Raw genomic sequence first — 21,350 nt, 5'->3', positions numbered from 1 at the left:
GCTCCCCTACCTCTCGCAACCCACCCCATCATGATCACGGTCCAGGTGGTTGGGATCGGACGGGCCGACCGAGACAGGTCCCTGGACTACGGGGTTGTTGCCCCTACCACCGGCGCAGTCCAGATCGGCGCCGTTGTTTGGCAAGGCAGATGCCGGCTGCGGCGTTCCCCGGTATCTTTGAACGACAGCCGTCATCCGCTGCCCGTCGCCCTCGATCTTCGTGTTGTTGCTGTTGGGATTGAACGGGTCGATCGTCTGGAGAACTTGGTTCTGGCGCATGGAGTCGCCTGCCGCCAAGGTCACGGTGTCGTAGTTGTTGAGATAGTCGGCCGCGCAGCCGCTAACACTCAAGGCCACGATTGCGACGCACACCGAGGTTTGCCTTCGCATTGCGTTGCCCCTCCTATACCGGAAAGGGATTGATGCCGGCTGATTTCAGCTTCGCTCCAAGTTTCGCTCGCGTGGCGCAAGCCGCCTTGTCACCGGCAACGCATTTGTTGTTCGCATCCTTCCAGTCCAACAGCGCGGTGTTGATCCAGCTGCCAGGCGCGCGTGCAATCCCATAGGGCGCAGGTGATGCACCGGCCGCGACCGTCGCTGCTGCGGCGCCGGCTTGTCCATGCGGCGCACGCTTCCAACCACTGATGATGAGGCAATTCTTCATGAAATCATCCTCGGAAATCGCATTGCCGATAGCGTTGCCAATCCCGGCACCGGCAACAAACCCCGGCGACCCGATCGCAATATAGCCTTGATCTACTGATCTTTTCTGGAGTTCGCATTGTGCATGGGCGACATCGAAACTCGGCCCATACCCTATCTGAACGTAGTCTGCTTGATTGCTAGTTTGACACCCGCACAGCGCGGCAGCGGCACAGAGTGCCGACAATAGCTTTATTTCCATACCCCCAGCCCTCCCACGGCTGAGGCCAGCATCTCTCAAAGCAAATATTAGCGCAAGGAGCAAATCTATGCTGGTTAATGCTCGTGCGTTTGGAAGTTGCTGCGTCTGGCATTGTCCAGTCGTTTGCAGACACAGCCATGCTGGGAAGCCTTCTTTGCGTCGCCGCAATCGCGCTGTCCCGGCCGCCTGCACTTCTGGAATGGCAGGATTGTTGCGCCTTTTACAAATCAGGACGTTCCGGCCCGTCCTGCGCACACTCGACGAGCACATCCACCGCCTCCTGAAGCAGTGTGCCGAGCCGCCGGCCTTTTTGCCAGAACACGACGTAGTGATAGAGCGCGCTTGGCTCGAAGGGGCGGACTTCCACCGGAAAAGACGCATATTGCCGGGCGGCAAAAGTGTTGCTGCTTGAGATGCCCAGCCCCGCGGCGACGAAACTGACCTCTTGGCCGATGACATCGACCTGTATCGCGAGATGCGGTTCCGCCCCCATATATCGGAGCGCGTTCTCATTCATGAGATGCGATTGCATCTGGGGTTCGACATCCGCGAGCGGTTCTCCCACCAGGTCTTCCGGTCTGATGATGTCCTTTTGCGCGAACCGGTGACCCCGGGGGAAGATGTAGACATTGGTCGCGGTCGTCGCTGGGCACCAGTCGAAGACGTTGCCATCCAGCGGCAGCCGCGCGATTCCGATGTCGGCGCGTCCCTCCAGCACGTGGTCCGCCACTTCCGGGTAGGTGCCCGACTTGAGAACGATCGCGGCGACCTGCTGGCGTGAGCGCAGCTTGTGGAAAGCCTCCGGAAGAAGTCGCAGCGAGAAGACGTACGGCGCCGCGATGCTGATCGTATCGCTGTCTACACCCTTGAGCGACGCGACTGTCTTGGCGATCCTCTCCATCTGAACGAAGGTGGCGTCGGTATCGCGAAAAAGCATCATCGTCTGGGTCGTCGGAAGAAGCCGTCCCTTGTCGCGCACGAACAATTGGACCCCGAGCAGACCCTCCAATATCCGAATTTGCTGGCTGACGGCGGGCTGGGTGATTTCGAGCGCTTTGGCTGCGGCCCGCTCCGAGCCCGACCTGACCACCTCGCGCAGGATCTGAAGCTGGCGAAGCGTGATGCCGGTTTTTGAGATTTCCACCATGACGAGGCTTCCGTGCGGCTCCCGATTGTCGCGTTTTTCGCGCAAAGATCAGCTTATACCGCCGTGCCGATTGCGCCACACCGATTGCCGCAACCGCCCCCATGGCGGCTATTCGAATTGAGATGATGTTCAACCCTATTAGCTGAACTTATCGACAAATAATTTCGCTTATAAATTGACCCGGGAAAGTCCGCAGGCAATTCTGAGGTCAAGACGTCGTTCCGAAGGCGCTTGGCGCCGCCGGAGCAAAGCGGCGCTCCCACACATCGACAGCCGAAAATAGAAGGATGATGCCGCTTCATGCGCGCAGCAAAGGCTTTGCCATGTCCAGCATTCCGCGTGTTTCGCATTGGCGGCACGCGGTCCCCGGCGCGGAGCGCCTGATGCCTGGCGCTCCGAAGGTTCAGCAGATCCCGATGCACGGTATCCGCGCTGAGAGGATCGAAAAGCGGCTTGGCGGCAACGATGTCCTGCGGGGCATGGATATCGACGTCCGGCCAGGCGAAATTCTCTCGATTCTCGGCAGCAGCGGCTCGGGCAAGAGCACGCTTCTGCGCTGCCTCAATCTCCTGACTATTCCCGACCGCGGCGACATTTGGATCCACGGCGAGAAACTGGCGATCCGGGCCGCATCGCAGCATGGCGGACCGGCCGCCATCCTCGACCAGCGGCAGGTCCGGAAGGCGCGGGCTTCCGTGGGCATGGTGTTCCAGAGCTTCAATCTCTGGCCCCACAAGACGGCGCTTGAGAATGTCACGGAAGGCCCCGTCCTCATTAAGGGACTTCGGCGCAATGCAGCGGCCGATCTTGGGCATCACTACCTCGCCAAGGTCGGGCTCTCGGGCAAGGCGGACTCCTATCCCCACCATCTCTCCGGCGGCCAGCAGCAGCGCGTGGCGATTGCCCGCGCGCTGGCGATGGAGCCACGCGTGCTGCTCTTCGACGAGCCGACCTCGGCGTTGGACCCGGAACTGGTGGGCGAGGTGCTGCGCGTCATGGCCGCGCTTGCGGGGGAGGGACGCACCATGGTGATCGTCACCCACGAAATGGCTTTCGCGCGCGAGGTGTCGACGCGAGCGGCCTTCATGCATCGCGGGCTGATCGAAGAGGAAAGCCCGCCGCGGCAATTCTTCTTCTCTCCCGTCTCCAGCCGCCTTCGCGGCTTCCTTGCCTCACATCGATAGAAGGACCTCGCGCATGGACGGATTCGCCGTGCAGTTCGTCAGCGGATTGAAGACAACAGTGCTGCTGGCGCTGGTCAGCGGCGTGCTCGGCATGGCGCTCGGACTGCTTGCGGCTGCGGGGCGTTTGTCGCGGTGGAGGGCGGTGAGCCTCCTGGTCGGCTTCTACACGACGATCATTCGCGGCGTGCCCGAACTCATCATTATCCTGCTGATCTATTTCGGCGGAACGGTCGCCATCAGCGCCTTCTTCGGCCGCTATGTCGAGGTCAACGCCTTCCTCGCCGGGGTCGTCTCCCTCACCGTCGTCTTCGGAGCCTATGCGGCGGAAATTTTCCGCGGCGCGGTGCTCAGCATACCGGCGGGACAGATCGAGGCGGCTCGCTCGCTCGGACTGCATCCGTGGCAGACCTGGCTGCTGGTCATCCTGCCGCAGATGCTGCGCATCGCTTTACCGGCGCTTGCCAACCAGTCGATCTCGCTGGTCAAGGAAACCTCGCTGATCTCGATCGTCGGGCTGACCGATATCATGCGGGTCGCCGCCATCGGCGCTGGCTCGCTACGGGCGCCGCTGACATTCTATCTGGCCGCATCGGCCCTCTATCTCGCGCTGACCAGCCTTGCGCTGCTGATCTTCAATCGTCTCGAACGGCATTTTGCCGTTCCCGGACGGTGAGGCGCCAGGTCATGGACATCTCGCTTCTCCTCACCAGCACGCTCACGCTTGCCGGAGGCATTCCGCTGACGCTTCTCCTGACATTCGCATCGCTGCTGGCCGGCCTCGTCCTTGCCGTGCCGCTGGCCTTCATGCGCGCGTCGTCCTGCAAGTGGCTTTCGCTGCCTGTGCTCGCCTATACCTATGTGCTTCGCGGCACGCCCCTGCTTGTCCAACTCTTCATCATTTACTACGGCCTCGGCCAGATCAGCGCCATTCGCTCGAGCGTGCTTTGGGTCCTGCTGCGTGATCCTTTCTGGTGCTGCCTGCTGGCCTTCTCCCTGAACGGCGCTGCCTACACGACGGAGATTTTTCGCGGCGGCATCCAGGCCGTGTCCAACGGCATGATCGAGGCGGCGCAGGCGGTGGGCATGTCGCCGTTGCAGATCAAGCGCCGGATCATCTTCCCGATCGCTTTTCGAAGCGTGCTTCCCTCTTATGCCAACGAGGTCATCAGCTTGGTCAAGGCGACGTCGCTCGCCAGCACCGTCACCTTGCTGGAGATAACCGGCCTGTCGCGAAAACTGGTCTCGGAGACCTTTGCACCCTACGAAATATTCATTGCCGCCGGCGTGCTCTATCTCGGCCTGACTTTCCTCCTGACCGGCTTTTTCCACCTTCTGGAAACCCGGTTGAATGGCGCGCCAAGGGCAGAAGCACGCCCGCATCGGGTCGACCTGCAGCAGGTGGCCCATGAATAGTCTGCGTCAAAACCCGTTGCCCGTCGCCGAGACTGCCTGGCGAGAAATCGACCTGTCGGCCATCGCTTCCAACTGTCGCGCCATCCGGGCGGCGGTCGGCCAAGGCACGAAGATCTTCGCCTGCCTGAAGCAGGATGCCTATGGATGCGGGGCGGGCAAGGTTGCCACCCTCTTGTCCGAGGCGGGCGTCGACGCCTTCGGCGTGGTGTCGATCGCCGACGCCTTGGCGGTGCGGAAAGCGGCGCCGGGAAAACCCATCCTCATGTATCCGGGCATCGGCCCGAACGCTGTCGATCTCGTCCGGGATCTCGATCTGACGATTTCGATTTCCGGCGAGGACGATCTGGCAGGCTGGCTCGCGACTGGCGCGTCGCTGAAGGTTTTCGTGAAGGTCGATCTGGGCTTCTGGCGCGCCGGCGTGGCTCCCGCGAGCCTGCGCCGCCTGTTGGATCTATGCGCCTCGCAAGGCAATGTCGCCGTTGGCGGTCTTTATGCCCATCTCAGCGAGTTCGGCGACGCTGGTTCCCCGGCATCGGCGCAGGTTGCGCGCCTGACGCCGCTGCTCGAAGAGCTGAAGACAGAGAGACGCCTTCCCGAAACGATCATGGTCTCAAGCAGTGAAAGCCTGCTTCACCATCCGGAATTCGACATGGGCGCGGTCGATCCCGGCGCGCTCCTATTCGGCTTGACCCGTTCTTCTGCCGGGCGCCGCGTCCTGCCGACCCGTCCGGCCCTGTTGGCCATCAAGGCACGTATCGTCGCGCTCAAGACGGGCCACGACAGCATGGGGACGCCTCCGGACCTGCCGGGATTCCACCCGGATATGCGCTTGGCGGTGCTGGGTATCGGCTGGGGGCATGGGGTGCCGCGACACCTTCGTTCCTCGGCTTCGGTGCTCGTCAGGGGACGGCGCGCTTCAATCGTGCCGCCCATCCATCTCGAACATCTTCGCATCGATGTCACGGATATTCCCGAAGCGGTGCTCGGGGATGAAGCGGTGCTGCTTGGCTCTTCCGGCGCCGCCCGCATCACGCTGCCCGACCTCGCAAAGGCCTGGAATACCGACGAAACGGGCGTCGCCTGCGCCCTGCGCGAGAGCCTGCGCCGGGTAGGCGTCGCGCAACAATTCAAACCAAACCAAAAAGAAGGGGAATGACATGAAACGACATCTGACTTGCGCCCTCGCGGCTTTCCTACTGGCCGCCGGCCTCGCCCATGCCGAAGAGCGCACGGCGATCACGATTGCCTCTGAAGGAGCCTCGCCGCCCTGGGACTATATCGACACGAACGGTGCGCTTGTCGGCTTCGACATCGACGTCGGCAAGGAGCTCTGCACCCGGATGAAACTGCAATGCACCTTCGTCGCCCAGGATTGGGACGGCATCATCCCCGGTCTTCTGGTGAAGAAGTACGATGCGATCATGGCCGGCATGTCGATCACCGAAAAACGCAAGAAATCGATCGCCTTCTCCGTTCCCTACGCGGTGGCGCCGAACCAGATCGTCATGCGCCGGGGGCTCGGCCTGCCCGCAAGCGACATCGATGCGAAACTGAACCTGACCGACATCGACGCGGCGAAGAAAGAGACCATCGAAAAACTGCGGGAAAGCCTGAAGGGCAAGACCCTCGGTGTCCTTCGCTCGTCCAATTCGGAGGCGGTTGTTCGCGAGCTCTTCGGCGATATTGCCGAGGTCCGCAGCTACGATAGCCAGGAAAATATCAAGCTCGATCTTACTTCCGAGCGGATCGACGGCGGCCTGGGAGACCGTTTGGTGTGGAAGCAGTTTCTCGATACGCCGGAGGGGAAGGCGGCCGAATTTTTCGGCCCGCAGCTTTCGGGCGGCACGTGGGGGCCTGGCGTCGGTGTCGGTCTTCGCAAGGAGGATGCCGATCTCGCCGAGGCCTTCGACAAAGCCATCGAAACGAGCGTTAAGGATGGTGCGCTCGGCAGGATCAGCCAGAAGTGGTTCGGCGTGGATATTTCTCCGCAGCCCGCAAAGTGACCGCTCCCCCAGCGATTTCGGGCGGCCTTCGGGCCGCCACTTCCCAAATTCACTCCAAGGTGCGCCACTATGTCTTTACCGTTCACGCTCGTCCTGACCGGGCAATCTCTCATTCATCATGATGTTCGGCAGGTCTCGGACGAAGGATTTGCCGCGATCAAGGCGCTGATCCAGCAAGCCGATATCGCCTTCACCAATTTCGAGACGACGGTGTTCGGCCGGCATGGTGGATGGCCGATGAAGGCCTCCTACTTCGGCTGTTCGGCACCTGTGGTGCTGGATGCGCTGAAGGACATCGGATTCAACGCCCTGGCTCTCTCAAACAACCATGCTTTCGACCTCGGTCCGCCCGGCATTCTGTCGACGCTCGAAGAGGTGGCGGAGAGAGGTTTCCTTCACGCCGGCATCGGCGTCGATGCCGAGGATGCGCGTCGGCCCGGAATCCAAACCTTTGGCACGAGACAGGTAGCGCTTGTTGCCATGGACGCAGGGCCCGGCCCGGCCACCATGTACGCAGCCGATGCGACGGAGCGACGTCCCGCAAGGCCGGGCGTGAACGGGCTCGATGTCTCAAGGCGATTTGAGGTCGATCCCACAGTGTTTGCGAGCCTGACCGGCATTCAGGACACTTTCCAAAGCAGTCCGATGGAACGAGGCAACTATGCCCAGCCGCACGATCCGCCCGAACTTCAATCGACTGACGAGATCGATTTTTACGGAACCGTCTTTTGCCGATCCTCGCAGAACAGACGCCGGGTCCTGGTGGACGAGGCGAGCCTGCAAAGTCACCTGTCGGTGATCCGTCGGGCCGCCGCCGAGGGTGCGTTCGTCGTTGCCTATCTCCACCATCACCATTGGGAGCCGAACTGGCGGGAAGTTCCAGAATGGGTTCAGTCGCTCGCGCGCGCCTGCGTCGATGCCGGGGCAGGGGTGTTCGTCAGTCACGGTGCTCCCGTCCTGCAGCCCGTGGAAATCTACCGTGGCGCGCCGATCTTCTTCGGGTTGGGCAATTTCCTCTTCCATCTCAATGCGGGCGAAGTGGTGTGGAGCGCGCCGGACGTCTGGAAGAGCATGGTCGCGACGTGCCGCTTCGATGCCGATGCCCGATTGCAGTCGATCGACATCGTTCCTATCGTCATCGGCGGCGAGCGGATGCTGGGCGCCAGAAATTATCATGAACGCATCGTTCCGGCTCCGGCATCGCAGAAGCTCGGGGCCGAGATGATCGAGGACCTGGCGGCCCGCTCACGCTCGCACGGCGTGCCGATCGCCGTCGAAGGGCATGACGAGATGATAGCTGGCTGTATACGAGCGGAAGGCGCGCTTTGATCTCTCGAACGGTGCGAGCGAATTAGGCGTACGACCGAATGGGGACTACGAAATTTCATTTCAAAGGCAGGTTCTTGAGAAAGACGACAGTTTTGCCCCAATTTCGGACGTTAGCGGCCTGCGGCCCAATCTCCGATCAGCAGTATTCCAAGGCTAGCCAGCCAACACGTCATAAGTATCGGCCTCATACACCTCTTCAGGTTCTGGCGTAGCCGGCGCATCAAACAGCAGAAGAGAGATCGACAGGCCCAGCCGATGCGAAAATATCGTCAACTCGCGGACGGGATCGTTACCACGTTGGAACCCCCAGACATTTGCCTCCAAGGAAATCGGCGTCTCGGCATTTCCCCTCTGAGCATCTGGTCCACGGGCAGCGATCGATAACGTTGGAATTTCCATTCCGCTGGTAATGAATATCCCCGATCTAAGGGCTCGTTCGCTGGCTCGTCCCCAAAGAGCAAACCCGTCACGAGCGACAACCATCGCCGCCCGCTGTTCTGTGAAATCGATCCATTTGCGCACGGCGGCCAGCAGAGAAACGCCGTAACGATTGGTGACATGATTCAAAAGCGATCGGGTGATTTCCCTGCCGCTCACTTGCTGGCGGTAATCATCGATCGGCATCAGCAGAAACGACGCAAAGGTGTCTGCTTCTTCCTCGCGCTCTCTGTCTGACTCCTTCCACCTATTGCTCTGCAAAGGCGAGCATTCGAAGTCCAGACCAGTCGGGCCCGCTCCGTTCGCGTAGTCGGCCGCCGTCAATGGCCGACGGTGCATGACATAGTGCCCGAACTCGTGCGCCAGCGTGAAGCGCTCCCTGCCAGGATATCGCGTCGTCGTATTGAAAAGGATTCGCCACGCCGGTTTCTTCCGGTTGGCGCGCAGCATTCCCTCGAACCCGTCGATTTCGATCCCCTCGATCCGGCTGATCGGGTCTTCGAAGTTCTTCGAAACCTCCATGGCAAGGGATGTGACGTCCACAGGGAAGCGGTCTTCACCAAGAACCGTTCGCAGCAGGACGGAAAAGTCGTTCGCTGCCTTTTTGGGCCGCTTCGATAAATGCATCAATCGTCCTCATCGTCGTCGAGGATTTTCAGCATCTCGCGTAGGCGCTCCTTGCTTCGCGGATTCATGCGCTGATACTTCCGAAAGAACGCCGTATCGGCGGCGTCCTCCTGGGTTACCGTTTCCACCGCGAGCAAGTATTCGACTGTCGTATCCAAGGCTTTCGCTATTTGCTGAAGCTTTTCGGCAGACGGCCGGGCAACGTCCTTGTTCTCGATCTGCCACATATAACTCTTGCTGGACTCAACCTTTTCGGCAAGCGCTTCAAGTGTCAGCCCCTTCGCCAGTCGAGCTTCCCGCACCCGTTCGCCTAAGGGGGTTGACATCGATGGCCTCCTTTGCGGGGTAGAGTTCGCTATCACGTTACTTTCTATGCTTGACAGGCGTCACACGCAACCCCATCTTTCGTCAAGTTCGCAATCGCGAACTTCGATTCCCTGTTTTGCGAAACGAGGAGAGTGTGATGGCCAAGGGGAAAAATGCGAGCGGGACGCATCATGTCGTTCCAAATCCAGATGGCGGATGGGATATCTGCCGCGGCGGTGGCAGCCGGTCGAGCGGTCACTTCGATAACAAACAGGATGCAGTCGATCGCGGCCGCCAGATCAGCCGCAATGCCGATACCGAGCTGAAAATCCACAATCGGGATGGCCGGATCGGGCAGTCGGACTCGCACGGCAACGATCCCCGCAACATCAAAGGCTGACCAAATGAACGCGCCCGTTCTCATGTCGAAGCAAGCCGAGGAACTGCTCGAAGATCTGGCGGAGTCCTTGCAGGTTCCACCTTCTCGATATGAGGCGGCAGAGCGTAGCTACAAGTCGGTAGGGGACTGGTTCCATCGCGAGGCCTCCAGCCTGCGGCTCGCCGATCCTCAGGTCTACGTTCAAGGATCGTTTCGCCTCGGCACGGCAATCCGGCCCTTCGCCGAGGATGAGGATTACGACATCGATCTCGTGTGCGAGCTTTCGGTGTCAAAATCCCATCTCAGCCAAGCGCAGTTGAAAGCTGCGCTCGGCAAGGAAATTGCCGCTTATGCGGACGCTCATGGGATGCAGCGCCCGACGGAGGGGCGGCGATGCTGGACGTTGGCCTATGCCGACGGTGCCCAATTCCACCTCGATACTTTGCCGGCCATCCCGGACGGACCGCGTCAACGGCTTCTTCTTGAGAATCGTGGCTACTCGACCCAATGGTCCGAAACGGCGATCGCGATCACCGACCAAGACCATTATGCGTATCGCGAGATTGCGGATGACTGGCCGCACAGCAATCCCAAAGGTTTCTGCAACTGGTTTCGCTCGCGGATGGCCGTGATCTTCGAGGCGCGCCGCCGAGCTCTCGCTCTCGAGGCCCATGCCAGTGTCGAGGATATTCCGGAATATAGAGTGCGCACGCCGCTCCAGAGCGCGATCCAGATCCTCAAGCATCATCGCGACCGAATGTTTGTCGGCAGGGGCGATGAAAAGCCCATTTCCATCATTCTGACGACGTTGTCGGCGCGTGCCTATCAGCAAGAACCCACCATCTCGGCTGCTCTCTTCAGCATTCTCCGGGGCATGGCGAATTTCATCGAGTATCGGAACGGCGTCGCCTGGATCGAGAACCCGACCGACCCGGCCGAGAATTTCGCTGATCGGTGGCAGAACCATCCCGAACGCCGGGAGGCGTTCTATGAGTGGCTGAAGCAGGCTCAAGCTGACTTCACCAACGCGGCGATCGCTACCACGAGGGACGCAGCCACGGCCGCACTCGAGCCTCGCCTTGGCAGGCAATTGATGGAAGCGGCTAATGCCCGGCGCGCGGGAGGGAATGCGAACGGGCTTCTCGGCCGTATCGTGGGAGGTGCCCGTGCCGTCGGACGCGTCCTGAATCCGTCGCACAAGCAGGCGGCGCCATGGAATATCCTCGAACAGGGGTCCGTCGACATTGAGCGCGCGACGATGCAACGCAATGGCTTCCGGCCCGAGGAATTCGCCAGTGACGGAAGCCCTCTGCCAAAGCATTGCAGCTTGCGTTTCGAGGCGGAAACAAACGTGCCCAAGCCGTACAAAGTCTACTGGCAGGTGGTGAACACCGGGCGAGAGGCAGCGAATGCAAACGTGCTTCGCGGCGGTTTCGATGAGGGGATCGTGTCGGTTGGTAAGCTGACGCGGGACGAATCGACCAGCTATTCGGGAACCCACAGCGTCGAGTGCTTCATCGTCAAAAACGGTCTTCTCGCGGCAAAGAGTGGCCAGTTCATCGTAAATATCCAGTGAGGCCGCGGGGATGTCCGAACTTCTACTACACGCAATAAGAACTTTTATCGATTGGATCTTTCGACGCCGGTCGCCAGCGCTCCAAGTCATGCGCATCGGACTCTCATGCCTGACTATAGCGCTAAGTGTTAGCTGGGCGCTCGATATCTCGATTCCTCTCCAGGGCGGCAGGCTCACGTTCAACGTCAATACCGGTGAAGGAACGCCTGGCCTTGTGGTTGGTGGCGTGGCTCTCCTCGGCGCACTGCTTGTCCTGGTGGGGTTGATCTGGGAGATCATTCGCTACCGCGTGGAACAACGCCGGCTATCTCGGAAGAAAGTCATTGTCGTCGAAGCACGCGGTCTGCGTGACGGCGTTGGCAAGGCGCTTGCCGACGCCGTGCCGGCGAACTTCGAAGGCCATCGCGATCCCGTGATCCTTGATCTGCGCCAGGGCGTAGTCGATGGCCAAATCGTGAGCCCACAGTCAGCCGTCGACAAACTCGTTTCCCTTCCCGTCGATCTGGCAAGGCGCGAAGCAGGTCTGGATCGAAGCGACCTGCAGCGCATCTATGGCGGTTTGGCGCCGGTGCCATTGACGTTTCTGACGGGGGTGCTGATCGACGACGAGGCGTCGACAATCATCTTCGATTGGGACCGCCATCAGCAAAAATGGCGTCCTTTGGATGCGGCCGACGACCAAAAGCGTTTTGTCATTGATGGAATCGATAAGATCGCGGCTGGAGCTGAAGAAGTCGCTCTGCTTGTTTCCGTGTCATATCAGGTTGATGCGGACGGCGTCGGCAAGAAGCTCGCCGGCATTGCACAGATATCCTTGTCCTTGGACGGTGGTCTTCCGGATAGCCATTGGTCAGAAGACAAGCAGCGAGCGCTGGGTCAGCAGTTTCTGGAAACGGCGATCCGCCTGGGTAACCTGGGCATCCGTCGCATCCATCTTTTTCTGGCAGCCCAGAATAGCGTCGTTTTCCGTTTCGGATGCCTGTACGACAAGCGTAACCTCCCCGAATTGATCGTATACCAGTACCAAAGGGAAGCGAACCCACCTTACCCGTGGGGTGTTCTTATGCCCGTCAGCGGACGCCTCAAGCCTGAGATGATCTGATATGAGATCCCCATTGGCCTGAGAGATGATCGGCGAACATCCATGAATGAGCGCGAGGTATCTGAACTCTGGAAGCAAGCTATTCTGGCAAAGCTCTATGAGCGGCAACCACGCCCTGTTGACGTCGCGGTCGATGACGCGAATGCCACCGTAAAAGCGGCCGTTCCAGACGAGAACGAACTGTTCGATACCATCGTGGATGACCTACGACGCGACGGCTTGATCACGCACAGCACGCAACGCGCGCCGGAAGGAATGGTCTTCGTCGCGAAATTGACGGCTACGGGAATCAAGCACTACGAGAAAACCTATCTCTCGGCCGCGCCACGCAATGCGCCCATTCTCGCCGCGTTGGATCGGATCCGCGACATTTTGATCGGCGTCGCGACCGGCGGGGCGAGAATTCAGCAGATCGACGCGGAGTACCGCACGCTCTTCGGGGAACTGAGCGACCAACTCGCCGCTCAGGGCATAGAGAACCCAGTTCCGTTTTCCGATCTTTGGCAGTGGTATGGGCGTTGGAGCAGCGGCGACCTTCCAAGTTATCAGTCACGCCGTCAATTCATTGCCGAGTTGATCGATCCCCTTACTGCTCGGCTGCGCTCCGGACGGGCGCCAGCCATCGTTGCTCCTACGGGCTGGAGTCTTGTCGACCAGCAGATCGGCATTGCGCGCAAGAAGCTGGAAACCGCCAAGACGGAGGTTGAATATCAGAGCGTAGGACTCGTCTGCCGTGAGGCCCTTCTTTCCTTAGCCAAGGAAGTCTTCGTGGCGGCGCGACACCCGATCTTCGACGGCAAGGCCGTTGGCCCTTCAGACTTCAAGAGGATGATAGAGGCGTATATCGCTGTCGAGCTTGCAGGCGGTGCGGTCGAGGAGCTCCGAAAGCATGCGCGCTCCGCCCTCGATCTTGCCAATCACACCACGCACAAACGAACCGCTGGTTTCCGAGATGCGGCGATCAGCCTGGAAGCAACGGCCTCCGTCGTGAACATTATCGCGATCGTCTCCGGCCGACGCGATCCATAGCCAGCGTGCTTTATGGCTTCTCCCTGAGAGCGGCAGAGGGAAGGACCGGCTGTTGTCAGTTTGGCTTTTCTTCGAGCGGATCACCCTCAGTCCAGGACTCGACATTTTCGACATGCGCATCCCAAAATGCGGAAAGCGTTTCGATATCCTGAGGCAGTAGCCATGCGGCCTCAAGATTGTCGAAATGATTGAATTGGGGGATGGGGAGCAACCCGCTCGATCCCTCCCACAGGATGGGGCCGTATATCGCAGTCGCGGCGCGGCAAATGCCCTCATGGCAGCGCGCAAGCTTGTCGAGCGAGAAGCCGTTCTGACCGTCCAACAAGGTGCTGCGCGAATGCGCGTCGGCGGCATGAGCAATGAACTTGTTGCCGAACTCGGCAATGTCTTGCCACCCGCTTCTAGTCAGCATGGCCTCTATTTTGTCAAACACGTCATCAGCGATGACATCACTCCGCGATCGCTGATCGCGCGTGACTCCGGATAACTTGTCGAAGCGTTCGTGGACCATTTGCGAAACTGACCACGCCTGTGGTCCTGTTGTCGGCAACCACTGTGTATGGGCGTCACCGCCACGTTTGACGAAGCTCTCTATGTAGGCGCGTTCGCCGGGTTCTGGATCATATGGTAGGCCATCGTAGGCGACATAATTCTCTCGCGTGATGAGTTCGCGGTGTACTTTGATGTCATCGAGCACTCGGCGCAATGAGATGACCTGCCGTGCAGGCTTCGACGCCGCCTTGTCCATCAGCCTGCGGATCGACAGACTCTGTACGGCGACGAAGCCTTGATCCATGAACTGAGCAATGGACCAATTTCGCGCTGATGACTTGTAGCCACCCAACCGTGACAGTCGCCGAGATTCATTGGCTACTCGGAAAACTGCGTCGTTCCAAAGCATCGCCGTGATCTGTTTCCAGACGGCGTGGTCGGGGTCACCTGTGAGCATGTAGAGCCATTCGGCGCGCTTCTCACGATATTGCTTTAGCCGATCCTCGTCAGCCACATCGCAATCTTCAGTGCTGTATTGGAAATTCATGCAGGTTCGCGCTCACGAGCCCTTCATCCAAAGTTGAGGCTTATCGGACGATCCAGCGTTGCGTTTGTCAAAGAGTGCTCAAGGCTGGGCCATTTTGCCGTGCCAATGACCGCATCTGGCACGAATTTGGCATTGAGTCGATCGACATCAACACGCCTGCGCGCCTTCCCACGTTCACGATCTGTGCGTCAATAGTCGCATAAAAGGCACTCTGGTATGATGTCCGGAATTATTTGGCATTTCGTGCGGTTTACCAGTCCGGAATTATGGGCCGCGGGTGTTCCGCCTATACCATTGAAAACAAAGAGTTTTTCAGGTCGCGCATAGGGTTGCCGATCCAAAGACCGGGTTTACCAATGGCCCCAATCACAGCTAATTCTGGATTGGCGTTAAGTGATTGGACTAGCGTAGAATTTAAGCGCCTCTATTGGTCAACCCGCTTGCGATCGGCAACGGATTGGTCAACCCACAAACCCAGGATTGGTAAACCGAAGCAGCAGCCCTATGGACCAAGAGTCAGCTCTGTACTTCCCCCGCAATCCCTTGAGACAGACGGCGTCAGAATCTCAGCGTAGGTAACTTGCGCGCGACAGCGACGTCCTGACTTAATTCCGGACTGCGACAGATAATTCTGGACGCCACACTGGAATTACCCCACTTCGCGCGGCAAACTTTCGTTCTACGAAGAATTCCCCGAGGAGACCGCAGACTGTGGCTCACCCCTGTTTATGGTGCGACGTTGCGGCAGCGGTTCGGGAAAAGGCGAGCTGCACCAAGGGCAGCGTATCGCTGCACGGGGCAGCTTTTTTCCGCACGAGATACACGTGATGATCGTTGATCGCGTTGTCATTTAGAAGGCGCCTGTCCTTCGGGTTGACGATCTACACCCTGAAGCCGACGGCCAGATGACATTTGTTAGGCTCCGAGCGGCGGCTTCAAGGGGTGGCCCGGAGAGTTGATCGCGGTTTGGCGTGGTCATGGTCTGAGCTGGGGCGGACAGGCTGCCGCTGAGGAGCTGGCGGATGCGTTTTGACCGGCCGCTACCTCAGTCCAGCAAATGCGAGCCTAAATCACCAGTGAGCGGTGAACGTGCGTGCCCGCCCATGCGCCGTCTCCCACCGCCAGTGAGACCGAATGCGGGACACGCGCCACGTCGCCGCAGGCGAACGCTCCGGCTACGGTTGTCTCCTTCTGTAGGTCGGTCTTGATCTGTGATCCGAAGGGCGTCTCCTCAAGTTCGCAGCCCAACTGCTCTGCAACTGGCGTTGCAGGGCGGCAGCGCGATGTTGTAAACAGCCCGGCGAAAGTCCGAAGCCGGCCATCAGACAGTCGCACATCGGCTTCTCCTTCCACCCGCCTGATCGACCTCTCCTCAATCTCCACGCCACGCTTCGCCAGCGCGGAGCGCTCGTCGCTGCTGAGCTCCAGGATCCCGTTCGTCATCAGCGTGACCTTTCCCCACTCCGGTAGAAACTGGGCCTGGTGCAACGAATCTGGGCCCGTGGCGATGACACCAAGATTGCCTTGCATTAACTCGTACCCGTCGCAGTAGGGGCACTGAAAGACGCTTCGGCCCCATCGCTCTACGAGCCCCTCGACTTGCGGCAGCGTATCGGAAACGCCTGTCGCAAACAGCAGGCGGCTGCCTTCAGCCTCATGCCCGCCAGCGAGCGTCACCTTGAAGGACCCGCGCATTCCTTCCGCGCGTTCGGCTGTGCCGTCGATCCAGTTGAGTGTTTCATATCTTGACAGCTGCTCGCGCGCTCGCCTTGCGATTTCGCCAGGATCAACACCGTCCTGGGTCAGGAAGCCTTGGGAATGGCTGGAGAAGCGGTTACGCCGCTGTTCGGCCTCGACGATGAGAACCTGTCGGCGCGCCCGGAGCAACTGCAACGCCGCGGCCATTCCGGAATAGCTGCCGCCGATGATGATCACGTCGAACGCCATGTACAGGCTCCCGTCACTTTGGTTTCAGGCACGAGTCGGTCGCCACGTGGAAGCAGCCAACAGGATCGCCGCTTGATAAAGGTCTTGACCCATGACGCAGAAGCGCTCGATGGAACCGGGCCGATGCGCCGCACGCGACGCATAAAGTTCATCGATCGCGCTTACTGTAACGATACCGCCGCTTACGAGCGGGCCAGGCGCTCTCAGCTCGGCGGCTCGGTCCAGGCTGCGAAATCCAACCGTTCGACGTCTGCAATGGGCTTGTGGATCCGCCGCGTTTCGATCTTCTCGCCCGGACGCATGATGCCGATGACAGTCTCAATGTCTGGACAATCCTCGTCACGGCAAGCCAGCTCGGTGATCGCGACGACGACCGCATCATCGAGCTTGAATAGCTCGCGAGTCCATTCCTTGATCTGCCGGGTCTTTTCGGGCAGCGCCCGGCGCGGCGCGAGCGGGTTCGCTAGGCGGTTCATCGCTGTCGCATCTCCGGTAATTGAGGGTCTGGTGGAGTTTGGCGGGTCGCACGTTTGCGGTGTCGTCCTAAGCGCTCAAAGCCGCGATACGCTCCGGCTTGACGCGGCACTTCATGAACCCGTCCTCGATGATGTCTTTCGGCAGGTTGCGGCCAATAAAAACGAGACGGCTGACGCGAGGCTCATTCTTCTTCCAAGCCCGCTGATGGCCGCCTTCCAGCAGCATGTGCACGGCCTGCACCACGAAGCGGTCATCGTCATCGTCGAACGCAAGGATGCCCTTCATGCGCAGCATATCCATGCCGAAGCGCTGGGTGATCATTTCGACCCAGGGCAGGAATTTCCTGGGGTCGAGCGGCCGGTCTGTCACCAGCGAGAAACTCGTGACGTGGTCGTCGTGCTCATGATCGTGGTCGCCATCGAGGAAATCGGGCTCGATCTCCAGCACACGGTCGAGATCGAATCCACCACGACCGAGAACTTGGTCGAGCGGCACGTCGCAGCGTGTGGACTGCTTGATCATGGCGGTCGGATTGATCCTACGGATGCGAGCCTCGACGGCAACCAGTTCCTCGGCCGAGACCAGATCGGTCTTGTTCAGGACAACAAAGTCGGCGAAGGCGAGCTGCTCCTGCGCTTCGTGCGCCTGATCGATCTCACCGAGAAGATGCTTTGCGTCGACGACAGTGACGATGGCGTCAAGCTTGGTCTTGCTGCGCACCTCGTCGTCGACAAAGAAGGTCTGAGCGACGGGCGCGGGGTCGGCAAGGCCGGTCGTCTCGATGAGGATCGCCTCGAAGCGATCCTTGCGCCGCATCAGACCTTCGATGATGCGGATCAGATCGCCGCGCACCGTACAGCAGATACAGCCATTGTTCATCTCGAACACTTCCTCGTCGGCATCGACGATCAGGTCGTTGTCGATGCCGACCTCGCCGAACTCGTTGACAATGACGGCGTATTTCTTGCCGTGCTGCTCAGAGAGGATGCGGTTGAGCAGAGTGGTCTTGCCGGCGCCGAGATAGCCGGTGAGAACCGTGACGGGTGTTTGTGTGGCGGTCGGGGCAGACATATGATCGTCTCCTATGTCGTGGTGGTCAGCCGGTCAGCGCGCGTGCCAGTTGGCTCGCGCCGGACCGGAAGGTTTCGGCCATGGTAGAAAGGGCTCCCAGCGCGCGTCTCGCCTTCCTGGGTCGATTTGCGAGCGCCGCCTCGAACAGCTGCCGGACCGGCTCCGGATCGATTCCGTCGGTGATGAAGACGACGCGGGTCCTGCGATCCTCGCTCGGCCAAGAATCGAGGATCGTTGTCGGGAAAACGGCGTGCTGGACAGCATGAATGACGCGCGGCCGTTCCGGATCGTCCCGATCCTGGAGCAGCCCCTTGACCCGGAGCAGCCGAGGGCCGGCCGAGAGTGTCAGGAGGTTCAGAAACTTCCCGAAAGCCGCCGGTGACGCTGGCTCGGTCCGGGTGATTGAGAACGTGCGAATGCGTGCGCCATGCCGTTCGAACGGCGGGGTGCTAGCCGTCTCGACGGTCTTTACCACACTGTGGACGTGGTCGTCGCGGATCGCCTCTTCCAATGCGAGCCAGCCAATCACATCGCCGCCTAATGAGGCCGGAGCGTAATCGCGCGGCTGGAACAGCGAGGACAGAGAAAAATCCGGGTGCTTGGCATCGACGACAGATGCGCTCCGATTCAGCGTGCTGAGCCTCTTCTTTAGAGCGTCGATGTCGCGGAGCGACGCCGGGTCGTGCGCAAGATCCGTCTTGGTGAGCACGATACGGTCGGAGAAGGCAATCTGCTTGACGGCCTCGAAATGGTTCTCGATCGAGATCTCGCCAGTCACAGTGTCGACCAGGGTGATGATGCCGGCGAGCTCGAAGGCTTTGGCGACGACATGGTCGCGCAAGCCCGTAGCGGCGGCGCCGCACGGGATCAGCTGGTTCACCAGCGGCGCCGGGTCGGCCAGGCCGGTGGTCTCGACAATGACCCGGTCGAAGGCAATTTCGCCGATATGGGCAAGGACGTGAAGTTCGTGCAGGGAGGAGCGAAGATCGCTGCCGATGGTGCAGCAGAGGCATCCGGTGGTGGTGCGCGCGATCTCGGTCTTGCCGATGCGAACAAGATCCTGATCTAGAGCCACATCGCCGAATTCGTTGATGATTACCGCGGTGCCGGCAAACGCCGGATCGTCGAGCAAGCGGTTGAGAAGCGTGGACTTGCCGGCCCCCAGGAAGCCGGTCAGCACGAAGACCGGGACCTTACGCATGGGCGCAGTTCTCGCAGAAACCCGCTAGCTCGACCGTGGTCGCGGTGGTGCGAAAACCTTCCTTCCTGGCAATCTTCCGCAGCAAGCGATTGAGCTCGGGATGGTGCAGCTCCTGGGTCCGGCCGCACACCCTGCAGATCGCGAAAGCCGCATGGCTGTCATGACTGCAGTCGGCATGTGAGCAGAGCGCGAACGCGCTGAGGCTCTCGATCTTGTGGACCGCGCCATCATCTATCAGTTGCTCGAGGGCGCGATAGACCTGCAGCGGAGAACGCAGCCCGTCCTCGCGTAAGAACGCGAGCAGCTCATAGGCGCTCATGGGTTTTTGCGCCTGTTCCAACGCGTCGAGCACAAGTTGTCGATTGCGCCCATGGCGACGGTTCGGCACGACGGTTGGGGCTATGTGGGGAGCATCCATCATGTTAGGTTATAACGTTTTCATTTGGACGAACGTAATAACATAACGTCGTCGATCGTCAAGAGCCGAGGCAGCACGCTTCGGCGGGATCGATTGCATGTCTGCCTGCGTAACTTTTGAAAACCTGACACTCGGCTACAACAGCCACCCGGCCGTCCATCATCTCAGCGGTGTCGTCCGTGCAGGATCCCTGACGGCCGTCGTCGGCGCCAACGGCTCGGGCAAGTCGACCCTGATGAAGGGGATCGTCGGTGTGCTAAAGCCGATGTCCGGCGCCTGCAGGGTAGCGTCGAACGTGAGTCTTGCATACCTGCCGCAGCAATCGGAGCTCGACCGTTCCTTTCCGGCGCGGGTGGTCGACCTGGTCTCGCTCGGTCTCTGGTCCCGACGCGGACTCCTCGGCCGGCATCGTGGCGAGGATCGCGAGGCAGTTGCGACGGCGCTATCAGCCGTCGGACTTGAAGGTTTTGACAGGCGGCCGATCGACACGCTGTCGGGTGGCCAGCTGCAGCGGGCGATGTTTGCCCGTGTGCTTGTCCAGGATGCCGACCTGATCCTGCTCGACGAGCCGTTCAATGCCATCGATGCCCGGACGCTGGCGGATCTGATCGAACTGATCAAGCGCTGGCATAACGAGAAGCGCACGATCATGGTGGTCGTGCACGATCTCGATCTGGTGCGGCAGCATTTTCCCGAAGCCCTTTTGTTGGCGCGGCGCCCCATCGCCTGGGGCGATGCGCGCAAGACACTCGCTCCGGAAAACCTGCTGCGCGCCCGCCAGTTCAACGAGGCCTGGGATGACCGCGCGCCATGGTGCGGGCCGGAGGAGGGCGGTTTACACGCTCATGCGCCCGGTCAGGATCATGATCATAAGAACCACATGCAGCCGAACAGTCCGACCGCAGAGGTGCTGCGTGATGGAAGCGCTCTATGACTACGTGGTGGCCCCGTTCGTCGAGTTTGCCTTCATGCAGAGGGCATTGGCGGGCGCGTTGATGCTGTCGGTCAGCGCCTGCCCGGTCGGTGTGTTCCTTATGCTCCGCCGCATGAGCCTCACCGGCGACGCCATGGCGCACGCTATCTTGCCGGGCGCGGCGGTCGGCTTCTTGCTCTACGGCCTGCAGATCATACCAATGACGCTCGGCGGGCTTGCCGCCGGCGTACTGGCGTCACGACACGAAAGTGATGGATCTGTCCGACTTTTGAGAACGTATGAAGAACTCATTTCGGTTTGGCGGTGGATGCGGCTGATTTGTCGGCTTTCAGCGCTTGGTAGAGTGCGGTCTTGCCGATTTTCACGCGCGCGGCGGCTTCGCGAACATTGAGACCGGCCGCCAGATGCTGACGGGCTTTGGCGAGCTTTTCCGGCGTGACGACAGCTTGCCGGCCGCCGCGTCGACCTCGCTCCCCTGCAGCTTGGAGACCGGCGCGAGTTCTCTCCCGGATCAGATCACGCTCGAACTGTAGCGCGGCGATTAGGGAGACCGGTCGGCGGCGATTATGATGGCCGGTGGGAGGCAGCGCCGAGTGGTGTGATTTGGGTATCACCGGGTCGGTTGTCTGGCAACTGGCCAGCGACAATTATCGGAGTTGTAATTGTCGCTGGGTCAGCGTGACGGGCGGGAGGCGGCCGCGGATCTGCGGCGAGTAGTTGTCGGCACCGGCAATTACGATGACCGGTTGGGCGGGTCTTCTGGTTGATCGTTGACGTTTTGCATACCGGCGCCGCGGGCGACGGCGGCTCGCTTCCGATAGCTCTC

Annotated in this window: 22 protein-coding genes and 1 pseudogene; 12 read left to right on the top strand and 11 right to left on the bottom strand. The window is 60.3% G+C overall.

Annotated elements, in window-relative coordinates; translation table 11 throughout:
• Window positions 1-6 precede the first annotated feature (6 nt).
• The 3 genes from DPM33_RS33915 to DPM33_RS33905 all read right to left on the bottom strand — a co-directional run bounded on the left by DPM33_RS33915 (window position 7) and on the right by DPM33_RS33905 (window position 2,051).
• Entirely contained in the window at window positions 7-390 is a 384-nt protein-coding gene (locus DPM33_RS33915; protein WP_112101715.1) for an excalibur calcium-binding domain-containing protein, read from the bottom strand.
• A 13-nt stretch (window positions 391-403) separates the two neighbouring features.
• A complete protein-coding gene (locus DPM33_RS36020) occupies window positions 404-904 on the bottom strand; it encodes a hypothetical protein (protein ID WP_146770376.1) in 501 nt (166 codons plus the stop codon).
• A 220-nt stretch (window positions 905-1,124) separates the two neighbouring features.
• Window positions 1,125-2,051 (bottom strand): LysR family transcriptional regulator, encoded by a 927-nt coding sequence (locus tag DPM33_RS33905; protein WP_112101713.1) that lies wholly within the window; start codon window positions 2,049-2,051, stop codon window positions 1,125-1,127.
• Between the two features lie 383 nt (window positions 2,052-2,434).
• Between DPM33_RS33905 and DPM33_RS33900 the strand changes: the two genes are divergently transcribed.
• The 6 genes from DPM33_RS33900 (at window position 2,435) to DPM33_RS33875 (ending at window position 7,980) form a co-directional block, all read left to right on the top strand.
• On the top strand, window positions 2,435-3,235 hold the full coding sequence (locus DPM33_RS33900; RefSeq protein WP_281004852.1) for an amino acid ABC transporter ATP-binding protein: 801 nt from the start codon (window positions 2,435-2,437) through the stop codon (window positions 3,233-3,235).
• A gap of 13 nt (window positions 3,236-3,248) precedes the next feature.
• On the top strand, window positions 3,249-3,908 hold the full coding sequence (locus tag DPM33_RS33895) for an ABC transporter permease (protein WP_112101712.1): 660 nt from the start codon (window positions 3,249-3,251) through the stop codon (window positions 3,906-3,908).
• A gap of 11 nt (window positions 3,909-3,919) precedes the next feature.
• On the top strand, window positions 3,920-4,648 hold the full coding sequence (locus DPM33_RS33890; RefSeq protein WP_112101711.1) for an ABC transporter permease: 729 nt from the start codon (window positions 3,920-3,922) through the stop codon (window positions 4,646-4,648).
• Entirely contained in the window at window positions 4,641-5,804 is a 1,164-nt protein-coding gene (gene alr / locus DPM33_RS33885) for an alanine racemase (protein ID WP_167449305.1), read from the top strand. Before DPM33_RS33890 ends, alr begins: the two co-directional genes overlap by 8 nt.
• A 1-nt stretch (window position 5,805) precedes the next feature.
• Window positions 5,806-6,651 carry a transporter substrate-binding domain-containing protein gene (locus DPM33_RS33880; RefSeq protein WP_112101709.1) on the top strand — a complete coding sequence of 282 codons (846 nt, stop codon included), beginning with the start codon at window positions 5,806-5,808 and terminating at the stop codon, window positions 6,649-6,651.
• 69 nt (window positions 6,652-6,720) lie between these two features.
• The gene (locus tag DPM33_RS33875; protein ID WP_112101708.1) at window positions 6,721-7,980 is read left to right on the top strand and encodes a CapA family protein; all 1,260 of its coding nucleotides are present in this window, start codon (window positions 6,721-6,723) and stop codon (window positions 7,978-7,980) included.
• A gap of 153 nt (window positions 7,981-8,133) precedes the next feature.
• Here DPM33_RS33875 and DPM33_RS33870 read toward each other — a convergent pair whose 3' ends face one another.
• Both DPM33_RS33870 and DPM33_RS33865 read right to left on the bottom strand, forming a co-directional pair.
• The gene (locus tag DPM33_RS33870; protein WP_112101707.1) at window positions 8,134-9,045 is read right to left on the bottom strand and encodes an ImmA/IrrE family metallo-endopeptidase; all 912 of its coding nucleotides are present in this window, start codon (window positions 9,043-9,045) and stop codon (window positions 8,134-8,136) included.
• Window positions 9,045-9,371: a helix-turn-helix domain-containing protein gene (locus tag DPM33_RS33865; protein WP_112101706.1), complete on the bottom strand. Its 327-nt coding sequence runs from the start codon at window positions 9,369-9,371 to the stop codon at window positions 9,045-9,047. The genes DPM33_RS33870 and DPM33_RS33865 overlap by 1 nt, the downstream gene beginning before the upstream one ends.
• A gap of 137 nt (window positions 9,372-9,508) precedes the next feature.
• Here DPM33_RS33865 and DPM33_RS33860 point away from each other — a divergent pair, with 137 nt between their 5' ends.
• Genes DPM33_RS33860 through DPM33_RS33845 form a run of 4 tightly spaced genes read left to right on the top strand, consistent with a single transcriptional unit; the run spans window position 9,509 to window position 13,437 of the window.
• Complete coding sequence (locus DPM33_RS33860) at window positions 9,509-9,751, top strand: DUF2188 domain-containing protein (RefSeq protein ID WP_112101705.1); 243 nt, start codon at window positions 9,509-9,511, stop codon at window positions 9,749-9,751.
• Between the two features lie 4 nt (window positions 9,752-9,755).
• Window positions 9,756-11,306 (top strand): nucleotidyltransferase, encoded by a 1,551-nt coding sequence (locus DPM33_RS33855; protein WP_208648484.1) that lies wholly within the window; start codon window positions 9,756-9,758, stop codon window positions 11,304-11,306.
• A gap of 10 nt (window positions 11,307-11,316) precedes the next feature.
• The gene (locus DPM33_RS33850; RefSeq protein WP_112101704.1) at window positions 11,317-12,408 is read left to right on the top strand and encodes an SAVED domain-containing protein; all 1,092 of its coding nucleotides are present in this window, start codon (window positions 11,317-11,319) and stop codon (window positions 12,406-12,408) included.
• 42 nt (window positions 12,409-12,450) lie between these two features.
• Entirely contained in the window at window positions 12,451-13,437 is a 987-nt protein-coding gene (locus DPM33_RS33845; RefSeq protein WP_112101703.1) for a hypothetical protein, read from the top strand.
• Window positions 13,438-13,492: 55 nt separating this feature from the next.
• Here the strand turns inward: DPM33_RS33845 and DPM33_RS33840 are convergent, their stop codons facing one another.
• From DPM33_RS33840 to DPM33_RS33815, 6 genes are all read right to left on the bottom strand, one after another.
• On the bottom strand, window positions 13,493-14,476 hold the full coding sequence (locus DPM33_RS33840) for a hypothetical protein (RefSeq protein ID WP_112101702.1): 984 nt from the start codon (window positions 14,474-14,476) through the stop codon (window positions 13,493-13,495).
• Window positions 14,477-15,541: 1,065 nt separating this feature from the next.
• Window positions 15,542-16,423, bottom strand: a complete 882-nt coding sequence (locus DPM33_RS33835) for an NAD(P)/FAD-dependent oxidoreductase (protein WP_112101701.1) — start codon at window positions 16,421-16,423, stop codon at window positions 15,542-15,544.
• Window positions 16,424-16,626: 203 nt separating this feature from the next.
• A complete protein-coding gene (locus DPM33_RS33830) occupies window positions 16,627-16,899 on the bottom strand; it encodes a nitrate reductase (protein ID WP_112101700.1) in 273 nt (90 codons plus the stop codon).
• Window positions 16,900-16,966: 67 nt separating this feature from the next.
• The gene (locus DPM33_RS33825; RefSeq protein ID WP_112101699.1) at window positions 16,967-17,971 is read right to left on the bottom strand and encodes a CobW family GTP-binding protein; all 1,005 of its coding nucleotides are present in this window, start codon (window positions 17,969-17,971) and stop codon (window positions 16,967-16,969) included.
• Window positions 17,972-17,996: 25 nt separating this feature from the next.
• Window positions 17,997-19,151 carry a CobW family GTP-binding protein gene (locus tag DPM33_RS33820; protein ID WP_245442643.1) on the bottom strand — a complete coding sequence of 385 codons (1,155 nt, stop codon included), beginning with the start codon at window positions 19,149-19,151 and terminating at the stop codon, window positions 17,997-17,999.
• Between the two features lie 13 nt (window positions 19,152-19,164).
• Window positions 19,165-19,593, bottom strand: a complete 429-nt coding sequence (locus tag DPM33_RS33815) for a Fur family transcriptional regulator (RefSeq protein WP_112101697.1) — start codon at window positions 19,591-19,593, stop codon at window positions 19,165-19,167.
• Between the two features lie 94 nt (window positions 19,594-19,687).
• Here DPM33_RS33815 and aztA point away from each other — a divergent pair, with 94 nt between their 5' ends.
• Complete coding sequence (gene aztA, locus DPM33_RS33810) at window positions 19,688-20,524, top strand: zinc ABC transporter ATP-binding protein AztA (protein ID WP_112101696.1); 837 nt, start codon at window positions 19,688-19,690, stop codon at window positions 20,522-20,524.
• Window positions 20,508-20,762 (top strand): annotated as a pseudogene (locus tag DPM33_RS33805) (metal ABC transporter permease); the annotation flags it as partial. The gene aztA and the pseudogene DPM33_RS33805, both read left to right, overlap by 17 nt.
• Window positions 20,763-21,350: the final 588 nt, after the last annotated feature.

It is taken from the genome of Mesorhizobium hawassense (assembly GCF_003289945.1).
GTDB classification, from domain to species: Bacteria; Pseudomonadota; Alphaproteobacteria; order Rhizobiales; family Rhizobiaceae; genus Mesorhizobium; species Mesorhizobium hawassense.
Note: the sequence above shows the minus strand (reverse complement) of the source record. Positions and strands in the feature narration are given on the sequence as shown.

Bases quoted from the DNA above. Each gene is read 5' to 3' on its own strand.
- DPM33_RS33915 (WP_112101715.1), bottom strand. From the start codon at position 390: ATGCGAAGGCAAACCTCGGTGTGCGTCGCAATCGTGGCCTTGAGTGTT.
- DPM33_RS36020 (WP_146770376.1), bottom strand. From the start codon at position 904: ATGGAAATAAAGCTATTGTCGGCACTCTGTGCCGCTGCCGCGCTGTGC.
- DPM33_RS33905 (WP_112101713.1), bottom strand. From the start codon at position 2,051: ATGGTGGAAATCTCAAAAACCGGCATCACGCTTCGCCAGCTTCAGATC.
- DPM33_RS33900 (WP_281004852.1), top strand. From the start codon at position 2,435: ATGCCTGGCGCTCCGAAGGTTCAGCAGATCCCGATGCACGGTATCCGC.
- DPM33_RS33895 (WP_112101712.1), top strand. From the start codon at position 3,249: ATGGACGGATTCGCCGTGCAGTTCGTCAGCGGATTGAAGACAACAGTG.
- DPM33_RS33890 (WP_112101711.1), top strand. From the start codon at position 3,920: ATGGACATCTCGCTTCTCCTCACCAGCACGCTCACGCTTGCCGGAGGC.
- alr (WP_167449305.1), top strand. From the start codon at position 4,641: ATGAATAGTCTGCGTCAAAACCCGTTGCCCGTCGCCGAGACTGCCTGG.
- DPM33_RS33880 (WP_112101709.1), top strand. From the start codon at position 5,806: ATGAAACGACATCTGACTTGCGCCCTCGCGGCTTTCCTACTGGCCGCC.
- DPM33_RS33875 (WP_112101708.1), top strand. From the start codon at position 6,721: ATGTCTTTACCGTTCACGCTCGTCCTGACCGGGCAATCTCTCATTCAT.
- DPM33_RS33870 (WP_112101707.1), bottom strand. From the start codon at position 9,045: ATGCATTTATCGAAGCGGCCCAAAAAGGCAGCGAACGACTTTTCCGTC.
- DPM33_RS33865 (WP_112101706.1), bottom strand. From the start codon at position 9,371: ATGTCAACCCCCTTAGGCGAACGGGTGCGGGAAGCTCGACTGGCGAAG.
- DPM33_RS33860 (WP_112101705.1), top strand. From the start codon at position 9,509: ATGGCCAAGGGGAAAAATGCGAGCGGGACGCATCATGTCGTTCCAAAT.
- DPM33_RS33855 (WP_208648484.1), top strand. From the start codon at position 9,756: ATGAACGCGCCCGTTCTCATGTCGAAGCAAGCCGAGGAACTGCTCGAA.
- DPM33_RS33850 (WP_112101704.1), top strand. From the start codon at position 11,317: ATGTCCGAACTTCTACTACACGCAATAAGAACTTTTATCGATTGGATC.
- DPM33_RS33845 (WP_112101703.1), top strand. From the start codon at position 12,451: ATGAATGAGCGCGAGGTATCTGAACTCTGGAAGCAAGCTATTCTGGCA.
- DPM33_RS33840 (WP_112101702.1), bottom strand. From the start codon at position 14,476: ATGAATTTCCAATACAGCACTGAAGATTGCGATGTGGCTGACGAGGAT.
- DPM33_RS33835 (WP_112101701.1), bottom strand. From the start codon at position 16,423: ATGGCGTTCGACGTGATCATCATCGGCGGCAGCTATTCCGGAATGGCC.
- DPM33_RS33830 (WP_112101700.1), bottom strand. From the start codon at position 16,899: ATGAACCGCCTAGCGAACCCGCTCGCGCCGCGCCGGGCGCTGCCCGAA.
- DPM33_RS33825 (WP_112101699.1), bottom strand. From the start codon at position 17,971: ATGTCTGCCCCGACCGCCACACAAACACCCGTCACGGTTCTCACCGGC.
- DPM33_RS33815 (WP_112101697.1), bottom strand. From the start codon at position 19,593: ATGATGGATGCTCCCCACATAGCCCCAACCGTCGTGCCGAACCGTCGC.
- aztA (WP_112101696.1), top strand. From the start codon at position 19,688: ATGTCTGCCTGCGTAACTTTTGAAAACCTGACACTCGGCTACAACAGC.